Consider the following 14,484-nt stretch of genomic DNA (forward strand, 5'->3'; position numbering starts at 1 on the left):
GGTATGCAGGTGAGTAATCAGGAATACCTAAAGAAATGTCTGGAATTATCTGAACTGCTTCAGGCTGAGGAAAAACCAAAAGAGCTTGCTGTATTATTTCAGGAGCTTCAGAAGCCTTCTGATTATCCAAAACCGAATTTTCTTTATGTGAAGGAACAGTTTCAGCTGGAAGATATGTTGTACTTTCTGCTTCTGTGTGCCTTTCTTTATGAGACAGACACAGCTTTATCCTCTTATGTATATAAACAAACAAAGGCATCCTTTCTTCCTCTAGGCGTCATTCTATCATGGTATTCTGCAATGCAACCATTACCTGTAGATGCAGCGGCTGTCTGTATGGCTTTTTTGAATGAAGATATGCTTTTTCAGCGTAATGAAGGAACTTATCTGATGATGACACCGATTAAATTACATTCTTATGCTTTATACTATCTGCTCAGCGGCTGTTTGGCTCAGCATAAGGCGTTTCAATATATGGAAGTATCCCAGCAGACATTTGCTCCAATTTATAAAGAACAGCAAGCAGAACTGCTGAAGAATATAACATTGAAAAAATCCTGTATTCTGGCTGCAGAAGCACATGCAGGAAAGCGAACCTTAGTATTGCGGTGTGCAAAAATTCTCGAAGAATCTGTGTTTTTACTATCTGGTATTGCATGGAAGCAGGCAGATCAAAAGGAACGACTTCGAATATTGTATTGTATTGCCTTTTTTTGCAGACTACTGAATGGAGGTATTGTTTATCTGGATACTGCAAAGGATCTGCTCAAAGAAGAGATTTCCTTTCTAGATTATTTTTTTAGCTATGTCAAGATCCCTGTTATTATTTCTGCTGAGTCGTCATTCACAAACAAATATCCTGTTATTCAGTTACCTCTGTATTTATCTGCAGAAGATTTACAGACAATGAGTTTCTTTCTTTGGGAAAAGACATGGGTTAAATCTTATCTTCATATGACACCGCAGGATATGGTGAATTATAAAAAAATTGATCCGGAGGGAAGCGGATTGAAAAATTATCATATGGATATAATTTCAAGAGACCTCACATCTCCACTTTATAAAGTACTGCCTCATGATGCGCAATGGGAGGACTGGCTGGGTAGTGATGACCTAAAGGAACAGCTGCGTTATATTTTATTCAGGATTCAGCATATGGGGGATACTAGCTATCATGTACAGGAAAGAATACATGCCTGTATCGTCTTGTTTCACGGCCCCAGCGGAACCGGTAAAACCCTGGCTGCCAGAATCCTGGGAAAGGAAGCTGACCTTCCGGTATGGCAGGTTGATCTTTCGATGATTATGGATAAATATGTCGGAGAAAGTGAAAAACACCTGCGGGAAATGTTCAGAAATGCTCAGAGAAATAATTGTATCCTGTTGTTTGATGAAGCGGATGTACTGTTTGGAAAGCGAACAGCCCTAGCCTCTTCAAATGATAAATATGCGAATAGTGCAACGGCCTTTCTGCTGCAGGAAATAGAGCAGTATCAGGGCATTGTGATTCTGACAACCAATATCCTTCAGAATTTCGACGATGCTTTTTTAAGGCGCATAACGGTCATGATTCGGTTTCCACTACCTGATAAAACTGTTAAAGCTGAAAAATGGAGAGTCTGTTTTTCAGGTATCCCTTTGAAAACGGAGCTTCCCTGCACCTGGCTTGCAGAGCACCTGAATCTGACTCTGGCGCAAATTGAAAATGTTGCAGTCAATGCCGCTTGTTATTGGAGAATGGAAGGTAAAGCTTTTCTTACTCTGGAACATATCTTGAAAGCAGTCAAACTGGAATATAATAAACGGCAGGAGCAGATTCCTGTTGAGATAATGAAATTCCTTCATACAGAATCATGATTATCTATGATTACAGAAGCAGAAAGAAAGCATCAGACTTTGTAATCTTTGATTGGAAATACCAAACACTGGAATATATAAATTCAAACAGACACTGTTGCCCCCATTTCAACAGTGTCTTTTAAATCAACACTGTATAGTGTTGAAACCGCTTTAGTGTTTGAGTTAGAATGGAAACATTGCGCTGTGTCAAAAATACAGGACTCTGATGACACAGTGCAATGTGAATTTCTATAATGGTATCGTAAACAAGCGGTACCGGAAAAGTGAGGTGCTTTCATGAATATCACAACATCAAAATTGCAGATTCTGGAATATCTGCAGAAAATTACCCGGGGCTTGCGCATGAATGAGCTGGGCGGTTTTACAACAATCAGTATCAGCAGTGCTTTAAACATCTCCCGCTCCTTAACCTCCCAGTATCTCAATGAGCTGGTGAAGGATGAGCGTATCATAAAAATCAGTACGCGTCCCGTCTATTATATGGATCGCAGTGTGCTGGAACGCAAGTATCAGCTGGAATTAAAAAGCTGTGAATATCTGAGTCTGGGTGAGCTTATGAAGGAGCTGCACCGGAACAGTCCCAAGCTGCAGGATTTTCAAAAAGCAATCGGCTGTGACGGCAGCCTGCAATACCCGATTGCACAGCTGAAAACCGCCCTCTCCTATCCGCAGGGAGGATTACCTGTCATTCTCCATGGGGAAATGGGATGTGGAAAATCCTATCTGGTACGACTCACACATGAATACTGTCTGAATCACATGACCTCCACGAGAAAAGAGATACCGCTGCTTCGCAAAAAGGCATTTCGCGGTGAGGATAAAGTCAGGCAGATGGAGGAGCTGTTTGGAAAAGGTGCCGCAGATGGGAAAGCGGCAGAGCGGGGACTGCTGGAGGAGGCAGATGAAGGCATCCTCTGTATAGAGGACGCCAGTCATCTGAGTGAGGAATGTCAGGAAAAGCTGGCCGACTATTTAAGCAGAAATAAATTTACGAGAATGCAGGATGATCAGGCACAGATTGAATCCCGTGTCCATCTGATTCTCTCCACCAGTGAAGATCCGCATACGGCTTTCTGTCATAGCCTGCTGCTCAGCATTCCTGTTATCTGTTCCATCCCATCCTTTCAGGAACGCAACGAGGAGGAGCGTCTGGAATTCGTTATTAAATTTTTTCAGGAAGAACAGGCACGTCTGGAACGCACGATTTATATATCAAAGCGTCTTCAGCATTTCCTGATGAGCTGCCATTTTGAAAGCAATATCGATGAACTGCGAAGATGTATCCGTACCATATGTGCCAATGCATTTGCGGACTGTATATCAAACCAGCGCATGGACATCTGCCTGTATCACCTGCCTGTTCAGCTGCTCGATCATCTTAAGGTGGAAAAAAACAGCAGGGACAGTGATTCTCTGATTCGCATAGACGCAGTGGAGAAAAACGCAGCCGGCAGTAAAATCCTCATCATGTGGGAACAGCTGCTGCAGGCATTTGAAGAAACCTGCATGGATACACATGCCTTTACCAGCTTTCTGGAACAGGGGCAGAAGGCCTTGCGCTACTACTACGATATCCTTGTTTTTCAGGAAACGTACTATGACGGCCGACTGGAGGCTATGGAGAAAATAGTCATCGGTGTGCTGAACAGCGTGAAGCTCATGAAAAATATCAATCTGCCGATCAACTGTGCCTATGTACTGGCGAGAATGCTCGTCTCTGCGCAGAAAAACACCTCCTCCCTGCATCAGTGGGAACAGGATCACCAGAAGGAAATACAGCGCTGTCTAAAGAAAATGGCAGAGAATATGAGCAATGAATATATTCTGACGGAATCCATTGCCAGACAGCTGCATTCCAATATCAACATGCGCTTGTCGGAAATGAACCGTATCTTTCTGATGCTGAATATCAACTTCTACAATCGTGATATCCGCTCTCAAGATACTGTGGGTATCATATTGAGTCACGGGTACTCTACCGCAAGCTCTATTGCCGATGCCGCAAATTCGCTGCTGAACTCTTATACGTTTGAAGCTATCGATATGCCGCTGAATACACCGGTACAGGAAATCAGCGGCAAGCTGAACGATTTCATTGAAGAAAATCCGCATCTGAAAAACATTATCCTGCTTGTCGATATGGGGTCACTGGAGGGAATCGGCGAGGTGATTGCAGACAGTGTGAATGTCGGTGTGATCAATAATATTTCCACCTCACTTGCTCTGAATATCGGTATGAAGATACAGCAGCACTACGAATTGGAGAATCTGCTGGAAACGGCCTGTGCAGAAAATCAATGCAATTACAAGGTACTCTCAGAGGCGAAGAAGGAAAAAGCAATCGTATTCACAAATGATGCCGGTATGGTCATTTCAGAAAAGCTGTGCCGATTATTCAAAAACAGTCTGCCGCGTCCCATTGATTTGAAAATGATTTCCTATGAATATGATGAGCTGATGAAAAATAAGGCAGAGGACATTTTATTTCACAGATATGATGTGGTGTTGATGATCAAGCCGTATTCGCTGAAGCTAAAAAAGGTCAATAGTGTGACGCTGGAGGATATCATGAATTTCGAACATATCGAACAGCTGAATCAGGTATTTCGGCCATATCTGAAGGAAGAGGAAATTGAAGAATTTGACCGTCAGCTGTTGAAAAATTTCTCCATGCAGTCAGTCATGGAAAATATCACGATTCTGAATGCAGATAAGCTGCTGGATTATGTCAGTGACTCCGTCAGTGCGCTTCAGCATACGATGGGTCGTAAGTTTCAAAGCAAGACCATTGTCGGCATTTATATTCATATCTGTTTCCTGGTGGAACGTCTGGTCACAAAAACGGCATTGGAAAAATATACAGACCTGTCATCCTTTGAGAAACAGCATGAGGACTTTATTGCGGATGTCAACCGGAGCTTTGAGGTTATGCTGCAGCACTACCATGTCAAGCTGCCCCTATCGGAAATAGCATATCTCTTTGAATATATAGAAAATGATGTACGAAAGGCAGGAGGAGAAGATGAATTTTAAAGACAGACTCTGTGCGATGAACTGCCATTACCGCTTTTATGAGCTGGAGAATTTCTTTCAATCCGTCCATAAGCTGGGCATGCATTATGTGGAGCTGTGGAGCGGTCCCATGCATTATTATGTGGATGCCCGCCGTCATGACTCGCCGGAACAGCTGAAGAAGCTGTGCGATCGCTATCAGATAACCATCATCGGCATCTGTCCGGAACAGACAAACCCAAAGCCGAACAATATCGCAGTCAAGCAGAAGCATCGTCAGGAAGAGGTACTCAACTATTACCGGCAGATGATTGATATCGCATGTGAGCTTGAATGTCGTCAGGTTCTGGTGACCAGCGGATGGTGCTATTACAGTGAAACGGTGGAGGAAGCATGGAATCGCTCCGTCGTTATGATGAAGAGAATCACAGATTATGCAAAAAAGAGAAATGTGATTCTGGCTCTGGAAGCTCTGCAGCCGGAGGAATCGCGTCTTGTGAATACAATTCAGGACATCCAGCGATATCGAAACGAGGTTGGAAGCAGCTGTCTCAAGGTGTGTATCGATTTTGGGGCAATGGCACGTATGGGACATACACCCCGGGAATACTTCGAGGCCTTCGGCAGCGATATTGTCCATATTCACTTTGTGGATGGGAATCCGACCGGTCATCTGGCCTGGGGGGATGGTAGCCGTGATCTGAAAGCGGATCTTGCTGTCCTTGAGGAATATGGCTATCCGGGATATCTGTCACTGGAAACGGCAACCCAAAGGTATTATGAAAAACCATGGTCTGCGGAAATGAAAACGCTGAAAAGCTTTGAGGAGTGAAAGGAGGGAGAATATGGAACGACATTATATACTCGCAAGTCATGGGATGTTCTCACAGGGGATTTATGATTCCATCCGCATTATTCTGGGAGAGAAGAAGCATGTGCATCTTATAACCGCTTATGTGAAAGACGGGCAGGATATTTCAGATCTGATCAAAGAGACTATGAAGAAAATCCCGACAGATGCGGAAATCATTGCCTGTACGGATCTGTTCGGGGGAAGTGTAAACAATGAACTGATGAAATATATCGGGAAGGAGCATTTCCATTTGTTAACCGGAATGAATCTGCCGATGCTGATGAATCTGTTTCTGTTTTCCGATGAGGATGCGGATAAGCTGATTCGCCGTCTGTTCACAGAAGCAAAAACGGGGATCATGTACTGCAATGAAACCGTCAAAGGTATTACGTCGCAGGAGGATGAATTTTAAATACTGCAACCTAAAAAGAACAATCGCAAAGCACAAAAGAGTAACCACATGCTGTAAAGAAGACATGCAGATGCACGAAGAGCGTGGGGTGTAAGAAAAGATAGCTGAACTGCTTTATTCTACATGTGAGTAAGCGCAAAAAGCGCAAAAGAAAGGGTGTCAAATATGATCAAATTATGCAGAGTGGACCATCGTCTGCTGCATGGACAGGTTGCATTTTCCTGGACCAATGAATTGAGTGCTGACTGCATTCTGATTGCCAATGATGCAGTGGTACATGACGAGGTTTTCAAAACGACCATGAAGCTGGCAAAGCCCTCCGGGGTCAAGCTGGTCATTAAAAATCTGGAGGATTCCATAAAGGCAATCAACAGCGGAGTCACCGATAAGTACCGACTGCTGGTGGTCGTAAAGACCATTCATGATGCCAATGTGCTGAGTGCAGGCTGTCCGGCTGTTCACAGTCTCAATCTGGGCGGAACGATTCGAAGGGAAGGCTGTCGTCAAATCAGCAAGGCGATTTTCATCAGTGATAAGGATGAGGCGGAATTAAAGGAGCTGCAGCAGCGCGGCGTGTCTGTATTCATCCAGCAGCTGCCGGCAGAATCTCCAATAGCACTGGAGCATGTACTGCATCAATAAGGTCCGCTTCCCGCAACCGTGCGGGTCAAATATACAGGAATTTAATTCCTGAAACATGCATGAAAATGCAAAAGAGGAGGAAATCATGGTACAAGCATGCTTAATCGGATTGATTGCAAGTCTGGGTGTCTTCGGCGATCAGCTGGGCTCCCTGTATATCAATCGACCAATTATTCTTGCACCGCTGGTTGGCCTGGTGCTGGGAAATCTGCATCAGGGACTGATTATCGGCGCAAGTCTGGAATTATTCTTTATGGGGGCTGTCAGTATTGGGGCATATGTTCCACCGGATACGATTGTCGGCGGTGTTCTGGCCACTGCATTTGCAATTTCCATGGGGAAGGGTATCGAAACGGCGGTTACGCTGGCGATGCCGATTGCACTGGTGTCACAGGCAATCGGTAACTTCTGCAATGTATTTAATTCCGTGATTCTGCGTTTTACAGACCGTTATGCCATGGAAGGAAAATACGGCGGTGTTGTGGCAACACACTGGCTGATCGGTATGATCACCATTGTACGACGATTCCTGCTTGTGTTCTTTGCTTTCTATTTGGGAAGTGAAGCAGTGGGCAGTATGATCAATGCAATTCCTGCCTATGTGACGGATGGTATGGCTGCGGCAGCCGGATTACTTCCCGCATTGGGATTTGCAATGCTGATGCGCATGACGGTAAACAGGCAGAATGTTCCCTACTATTTTCTGGGATTTGCGCTTGCAGCTTATATGAGTGTACCTGTATTAGGCGTGGCAATTCTGGGTGTGATTCTGATTGTTGTCAAATTCGATTTTATGAATCTGAAGGGAGCCGCAGCTGGAGAAGCTGGTATGGAGGTGAGCGATGATGATGACTTCTAAATCCGATAAGAGCATTCAGAAAGCGGATATCACCAGAATGGCATTTAACCAGGGCTCTTTGGGAATGGAGTTTTCCTGGAACTATGAACGGCAGATGCACATCGCCTTTGCCATGATGATGAATAAAATTTTGAAAAAGGTATATGCAGGAGATGAGGAAGGCTACAGGGATGCACTGACACGCCATGTCGAGTTCTTTAATATCACACCGCAGCTTGCTCCGTTCGTTGGCGGCATTGTGGCATCCATGGAGGAAATGAAATCACGTGGCGAGGTGGACGGAGAGGCGATTTCCAGTATCAAGACGGCACTGATGGGGCCACTGAGCGGAATCGGTGACTCTGTATTTGTCGGCTGTCTGCGGGTTATTGCTGTTGGTATCGGTATTTCACTGGCACAGAACGGAAATATGTTTGGACCGATTGTGTATTTTCTGATATATAACATTCCTGCGTTTATCATCCGCTATTTCGGCGCGCATTTCGGCTATAGCATTGGCTTCAAGTATCTGCAGAGAATGCAGGCCAACGGTATGATGGATAAGCTGCTTGCGGCAGCGAGTATTCTTGGTGTTATGGTTATTGGCTGTATGTCAAAGGATATGGTATGGACGACTTTGAATGTCGAGCTGAGTAAGGTCGGTGAAGAGGTCACCACCCTGCAGTCTATTCTGGACGGAATTATGCCCGGGTTGATCGGACTGGGTGGTACATGGATGTATTTCTGGCTATTGAAGAAAAAAGTCAATCCGATCATGTTGATTCTGGGAACGATGGTTCTCGGTATTGCAGGTGCTTATTTCGGTATACTTGCCGGATAAGATAAATGATTTACAAATAAGAGGAGGACATGAACATGTTATTGAAATTCAATGAAGAATGGGCACGAAGCAGTGTCAATGGTGCACTAGCAATCCGTAAGGATATCAACCGGATCGTCGATGAGATATGTGCACAGGGATATCGCAATATCTGCTGGCTGGGTATCGGGGGAACCTGGGCGAGCGGTATGCAGGCGGCGGTTCATATGAAGGAACAATCAGAAATCGAAACCTGGGCGGAAAATGCTTCCGAGTACAATACGACGGGGAATAAGCGTGTGGGTGAGGGCACTGTCGTAATTACCTCATCCGTTACCGGCAGCACAGTGGAAGTGGTAGAGGCTGTAAAGCGTATGCAGGCAGCCGGGGCAAAGGTGATTGGATTTATTGACATTGATACGACCGAGCTTGCAAAGCTGGTGGATTATGAAATAGCGTATCCGGTGAATGAACAGCTGAAGTTCTTTATGGTTGCGGATCGATTCATGCAGAACAATGGGGAATTTTCGGATTGTGATGCTATGTATGCGGAATTTGAAGCACATCTGGCACAGGCGCTGATTGATGTGGAAAAGAAGGCTGATGCATTTGGACAGGAATTTGCAAAAAAACACTGGAATGATCCAATCCACTATTTTGTGGGGGCAGGAAACCAGTGGGGCGCAACGTATTCCTATGCAATGTGCTATTGGGAGGAACAGCTGTGGATCAAGACGAAGTCCATCACATCCGGGGAGTTCTTTCATGGTATGTTTGAAATCATCACAAAGGAAACACCGGTTACCGTGTTCATAGGAGAAGATGCGCAGCGTCCGCTGTCTGAAAGAGTCGCGAAATTCCTGCCAAGAATCTGTGAGAATTACACGATTATCGATACAAGGGATTATGAGCTGAAGGGAATCAGTGAAGGGTACAGAAAGCACATTTCACACCTGGTGATGCATGCGGTAAATAACCGGATCGATGCGTATATGGAAAGAGAAACAAGGCATCCAATGGATATTCGCCGGTATTACAGACGTCTGGATTATTAGTTGTGAAGCAGCGTTAGAAAAATCAAACTATCAGGAAAACAGGCCATGGTGTTAGGACAGCACTTTCGTCATGGTCTTTTTTTAGTTAAAGCGATAGAAAAGCTTTTGGTGAGTTATATAAAAGCATAGAAAACGGTTAAATTGATATACTGAAGGTGATTAGTTTTGTGAAATCCTTATTTTTTTTCTTGTTTCTCCGCTATCAGTAATGGATTATGCTATAATAGGACATGGATAAACTAAGGGAGGAACCGTACATGAAAATCTTAGTAACTGGTGGTACCGGATTCATTGGAAGCCACACATGCGTTGAATTAATAGAAGCTGGTAATGAAGTAGTGATAATTGATAACCTGTATAACTCACAGGCTGATGTTGTTGATAAGATTGAGAATATTACAGGAAAGCGTGTTGCGTTTTATGAGGCAGATTGCTGTGATGAGGCAACACTGGAGAAAATATTCAGTGAGCATAAAATTGATGCAGCTATTCATTTTGCCGGGTATAAAGCGGTAGGAGAGTCAGTACAGAAACCGATTATGTATTATCAGAATAATCTGATGTCGCTGCTTGCATTGTGTAAGGTAATGGGAAAGCATAACTGCAAGCGCATTGTTTTCTCATCAAGTGCCACAGTATATGGAAACCCTGCAAGTGTACCTATCTTTGAAGATTTCCCGTTGGGACCTACTACGAATCCGTATGGTACGACAAAATTGATGATTGAACAGATTTTAAAAGATTTATACATTTCAGATAATGAGTGGAATATTGCTTTGCTGCGCTATTTCAATCCAATCGGAGCACACAAGAGTGGTCTGTTAGGAGAAAGTCCGAATGATATCCCGAATAACCTGATGCCGTATATCGTTAAGGTTGCCAATAAGGAGTTGCCTTATCTGCATGTTTATGGAAATGATTATGATACACCGGATGGTACGGGTGTACGTGATTATATTCATGTAGTAGACCTTGCAAAGGGACATGTGAATGCTGTGAATAAGGTTATGGAACCAATTGGTGTTGATGCGTATAATCTCGGTACTGGTATAGGATATAGTGTACTGGATGTTGTTAATACATTTGCAAAGGTTAATAATATCGAGGTTCCTTATCAGATTGATCCTAGACGTCCTGGGGATATTGCACAATGCTATGCCAGCACAGAAAAAGCGCTGAAGGAGCTTGGTTGGAAAGCAGAAAGAGGACTGGAAGAAATGTGTGCAGATGCATGGCATTTCTTACAGGTGGAAAAAGAAGCAAATTAATAGTTTGCAATTCTACAAAAACAGATAAAAAACAAATGGAAATGCTTCAGCACTATCGAATAAATATCGCATAAGTTAGAAAAGACAGAATGAAAAAAATTCTGTTTTTTTTTAGGACTTTTACCACTTTCATACGTATAGAACTATGGAGGTGATACTATGCAATGCCTGCGTTGCGGAAATACAGAGAAACGTTACTTTTATAAAGATGCCAAGGGCTGGTACTGTCGAAAATGCATCATGTTTGGAAGAATTGGGGTAGGAGAGCTGCCGGAAAGAAAAAATGTATGTAGAAAACCGATTCATACAGCATATCAGCTGAAATATCCACTGACTCCTGCACAGAAACGGTGTGCTTCAGAAATAGTAATGTACCTGAATCATCACCAGGATGTGCTAGTATATGCAGCCTGTGGTGCCGGCAAAACGGAGCTTGTCATGGAGGCGATTAAACAAAGCCTTGCGAAAGGCTGCAAGGTGGGCTTTGCCATCAGCCGTCGTCAGGTTGTTCTGGAAATACGGGAGCGCATGCAGGATGCGTTTAAAAATCTAAATGTGATCGCGGTTTGTGAGGGCTATACTGAGGTCACCGAGGGTGATCTCATCATATGCACAATGCACCAGCTGTATCGCTATCATGCGGCGTTTGATCTGTTGATCATGGATGAGGTGGATGCATTTCCTTATCGTGGCAATGCTGTGCTGAAGCAGATTGCAATACATGCCTGTATCGGGAACCGTCTGTATTTGACCGCTACACCGGATGAAGAAATGCTGTCAGATGTAAAGCAGGGAAAACTGCAGATGGTCGAGCTGTTTCAAAGACCGCATGGCTATCCTTTGATCGTACCTGATGTGAAAGCAGCCTTGCCTTCCATACAGCTGTATCAGCTTATCCGATTTTTAAAGTGGCAGAAAAAGGAAGCCGCACAGACCCTGGTCTTTGTACCGACGATAGCTCTGGCAGAGCAGATGAGCAGATGGCTGCGTATTGTGTTTCGCTGTACTTCCTTTACTTCAAAAACGAAGGATAAGGAAAAAATCCTTAAAAGATTTCATGAAAAGCGCTACGAATGTCTGATTGCGACAACCGTTCTGGAAAGAGGAATCACCATCAAGGGTGTACATGTTGTGATTTATCATGCTGATCATCCGGTATTCAATGAAGCGAGCCTGATTCAGATGATTGGCCGTGTTGGACGTAATATTGAAATGCCGACAGGGAAAGGTTTGTTTCTGTGCACAAGAAAAACAAGAGATATTGAGCGCTGCATACAGGCATTACAGAGGATGAACAGGGGGGATTCAAAATGAAGGAAGAATGGTGCCGACTATGTATGGAGGAGATAACAAATCAGCAAAGTCTTTTTGAATTCCTGCGTCAGGATTCCCTTTTGTGCGGAGCCTGCCGTCATGAGTTAACCGTTTTGAATAAGACGGTAAAGCTGAATGGCATAAAGCTGCATATCGCATATGTATATAATGATTTTCTGGAAAATATGATATTTCAATATAAGGAAGGTCTGGATACAGCTCTAAGAGACGTGTTTTTCCATGACATCATGAAAAAAATCAATGCTAAATTTCGACACTACACGATCGTTCTTCTTCCTTCGAGCGAAGAAAAAACCATTGAACGCGGCTTTCATCCGGTAAAGGACATGCTGCATGCCTGCCGTTTAAAGACCATTGAACCATTTTATAAGACCTGTAATCACAAGCAGTCCCTGCAAAGCTTTGAAAACCGCAAAAATATTTCCCAGGTAATAAAAATGAAACCGGATATCGTTCTTCCAAAAACCAGACTGTTGCTGGTTGATGATGTTGTTACAAGTGGAAATACATTACTTTGTGCATATGATCTTCTTCAGGAGCATAGGTATAAGATAGAGGCACTGGCGCTTTGTGCGAATCCCCGATTTGTCGAATCCTGCGAAAAAAAAGATTTGAAAAGAAAAGGGATGTTCTCTATACTTTGACATAGATACAGGAAGGTGAAGTCAGAAATGAAAGGCAAAGTAAAATGGTTTAATGCTGAGAAGGGCTATGGATTTATCAATGGAGAAGATGGAAAGGATATTTTCGTACATTATTCTCATATCCAACAGGAAGGATACAAGTCCCTGGAGGAAGGTCAGGAAGTAACATTTGATACGGTGGATTCCGATAAGGGACTGCAGGCCAGAAATGTAGAAAAAGCATAAATGGCGCAAAGAAAAGGATCAGGAGCTCTCCGGATCCTTTTCCTGTTTTCTGGCAAATAGATATTCGAATGTAGTGTTTAAACTATGGTTTTTAACAGATAAAAACCTATAATACATTACAAAGCACATGTCTTATGAATGAAAAATATTTCTCTACATATGTAATTTTTATACATAAATGAAAAACTGTTTAAAAATAAGAAACATATTACAAAAACATGATAGTTTTTTCAAAAAGTTCACAATTTTTTGATTGATTTTCACTCGTAAACTGTCTATAATGATGTTATGCAATAGATCAAGCATAGAAAGGTATAGGTTTTGAAGCAATGCGAGGAAAAGTAAAAATGTTTAACCAGGAAAAGGGATACGGATTCATCACTTTAGAGGATGGAAAAGATGTATTCTTCCACTATTCACAATTGATGATGGAAGGTTTCAAAACAATTGATGCTGATGCAGAAGTTGAATTTGATTTAGTTGAAACTGACCGTGGACTGCAGGCTCACAACATCGTTAAAGCGTAAAAAAACAGAATAACCGTGATTCCAATGTATAATGGCTGTCACGGTTATTTTTTTATGATAAAAATAGGGAGATGACAGCCACCGGAGATATACGTTCAACATACTCTGAAATGACCATGAAAATTTGTGATGGTTATGAAAAGAGGTGAGAATCATGTTATATGATGAGAATGAATATTATGACAGCTGTGATTGCTGTTGTGATTGTTGCTGTGAGGGCCCACGTGGTCCCAGAGGATTTCGTGGTGCTACAGGAAGTATCGGTCCAACAGGGCCAACCGGTATCGGAATCACCGGTCCTACGGGAGCCACAGGAGTAACCGGAAGTACCGGAGCAACGGGCCCAGCGGGTATCGGACCAACCGGCCCGACCGGGGCAACGGGAAATACAGGAAGCACAGGACCAACCGGCCCTGAAGGAAGTGGTGCTGACTGCTTGTGTGTTCAGCAGATGATCAATATATTGTTGCAGATCATTCAGCTCTATCCAAACGATACTGTCATTGTTGCAATGGAAAGTGGTAACAATGCCAGTGGCCGTGCCGGTTCCCTGCTGCCGTCACCTGATTATGGACTGCTGCAGCTCACCAATGCACAGGGCGTACCTCAAGAGGCCGTGTCGATCTGCCGCATTGCATCTGTGCGAATTACGAGCGCAGTATATAATGAAGCTATTACGTATCTTCCTGCACCTGTACCTGCTCCAACCGGATGCAGTGCTGCCTGCGAAAATGCTGTACGCTCCTACCTTCCAGTCGGAACCTCGGGTGTTGACATTAACGCCGGCGGTCAGACGGTGGGACAGGGAACTGTGATAAGAAATGAATTCGCAATGGTGGTACTGGTGGGCCCAAACAACAGCGATCCGACATTTGTATCAGCATGTAAGGCAGAAATCATTACGAAATAAAAGGAATAGGAAGGGGACAGAAATCCTGGCTTGTTTGGGAATGTCCTCTTTTTCTATCCTGGTTTTTATTCAAACAGAATCCT

Annotated in this window: 14 protein-coding genes; all 14 read left to right on the forward strand. The window is 43.6% G+C overall.

The window, feature by feature from the left end; all coding sequences use genetic code 11:
* The first annotated feature begins 3 nt into the window (after positions 1-3).
* The 14 genes from ACESPQ_RS01355 (at position 4) to ACESPQ_RS01420 (ending at position 14,401) form a co-directional block, all read left to right on the forward strand.
* Positions 4-1,857: an ATP-binding protein gene (locus tag ACESPQ_RS01355; RefSeq protein ID WP_008728156.1), complete on the forward strand. Its 1,854-nt coding sequence runs from the start codon at positions 4-6 to the stop codon at positions 1,855-1,857.
* Positions 1,858-2,136: 279 nt separating this feature from the next.
* Positions 2,137-4,893: a sigma 54-interacting transcriptional regulator gene (locus ACESPQ_RS01360; RefSeq protein ID WP_373143798.1), complete on the forward strand. Its 2,757-nt coding sequence runs from the start codon at positions 2,137-2,139 to the stop codon at positions 4,891-4,893.
* Entirely contained in the window at positions 4,883-5,704 is an 822-nt protein-coding gene (locus ACESPQ_RS01365; RefSeq protein ID WP_002606108.1) for a sugar phosphate isomerase/epimerase family protein, read from the forward strand. Before ACESPQ_RS01360 ends, ACESPQ_RS01365 begins: the two co-directional genes overlap by 11 nt.
* Positions 5,705-5,717: 13 nt before the next feature.
* Positions 5,718-6,137: a PTS sugar transporter subunit IIA gene (locus tag ACESPQ_RS01370; RefSeq protein WP_118002181.1), complete on the forward strand. Its 420-nt coding sequence runs from the start codon at positions 5,718-5,720 to the stop codon at positions 6,135-6,137.
* 165 nt (positions 6,138-6,302) lie between these two features.
* Positions 6,303-6,779 (forward strand): PTS sugar transporter subunit IIB, encoded by a 477-nt coding sequence (locus tag ACESPQ_RS01375; RefSeq protein WP_257379039.1) that lies wholly within the window; start codon positions 6,303-6,305, stop codon positions 6,777-6,779.
* Positions 6,780-6,864: 85 nt separating this feature from the next.
* Complete coding sequence (locus tag ACESPQ_RS01380; protein WP_002606105.1) at positions 6,865-7,638, forward strand: PTS mannose/fructose/sorbose/N-acetylgalactosamine transporter subunit IIC; 774 nt, start codon at positions 6,865-6,867, stop codon at positions 7,636-7,638.
* Positions 7,625-8,458: a PTS system mannose/fructose/sorbose family transporter subunit IID gene (locus ACESPQ_RS01385; protein ID WP_373143799.1), complete on the forward strand. Its 834-nt coding sequence runs from the start codon at positions 7,625-7,627 to the stop codon at positions 8,456-8,458. Before ACESPQ_RS01380 ends, ACESPQ_RS01385 begins: the two co-directional genes overlap by 14 nt.
* Before the next feature lie 35 nt (positions 8,459-8,493).
* Entirely contained in the window at positions 8,494-9,492 is a 999-nt protein-coding gene (locus ACESPQ_RS01390; protein WP_109769829.1) for an SIS domain-containing protein, read from the forward strand.
* A 257-nt stretch (positions 9,493-9,749) separates the two neighbouring features.
* Positions 9,750-10,760 (forward strand): UDP-glucose 4-epimerase GalE, encoded by a 1,011-nt coding sequence (gene galE, locus ACESPQ_RS01395; RefSeq protein ID WP_002606102.1) that lies wholly within the window; start codon positions 9,750-9,752, stop codon positions 10,758-10,760.
* A 159-nt stretch (positions 10,761-10,919) separates the two neighbouring features.
* Positions 10,920-12,074 (forward strand): helicase-related protein, encoded by a 1,155-nt coding sequence (locus tag ACESPQ_RS01400; protein WP_002606101.1) that lies wholly within the window; start codon positions 10,920-10,922, stop codon positions 12,072-12,074.
* Positions 12,071-12,739, forward strand: coding sequence for a ComF family protein (locus ACESPQ_RS01405; RefSeq protein ID WP_002606100.1), 669 nt, complete (start codon positions 12,071-12,073; stop codon positions 12,737-12,739). Before ACESPQ_RS01400 ends, ACESPQ_RS01405 begins: the two co-directional genes overlap by 4 nt.
* 27 nt (positions 12,740-12,766) lie before the next feature.
* Positions 12,767-12,964, forward strand: a complete 198-nt coding sequence (locus tag ACESPQ_RS01410) for a cold-shock protein (RefSeq protein WP_002606099.1) — start codon at positions 12,767-12,769, stop codon at positions 12,962-12,964.
* Between the two features lie 329 nt (positions 12,965-13,293).
* Entirely contained in the window at positions 13,294-13,491 is a 198-nt protein-coding gene (locus ACESPQ_RS01415; protein ID WP_009589121.1) for a cold-shock protein, read from the forward strand.
* A 154-nt stretch (positions 13,492-13,645) separates the two neighbouring features.
* The gene (locus ACESPQ_RS01420) at positions 13,646-14,401 is read left to right on the forward strand and encodes a collagen-like protein (RefSeq protein WP_373143800.1); all 756 of its coding nucleotides are present in this window, start codon (positions 13,646-13,648) and stop codon (positions 14,399-14,401) included.
* The last annotated feature ends 83 nt before the right edge of the window (positions 14,402-14,484 follow it).

This window comes from Clostridium sp. HGF2, assembly GCF_964240115.1.
In the GTDB taxonomy this organism is placed as follows: Bacteria; Bacillota_I; Bacilli_A; order Erysipelotrichales; family Erysipelotrichaceae; genus Clostridium_AQ; species Clostridium_AQ innocuum.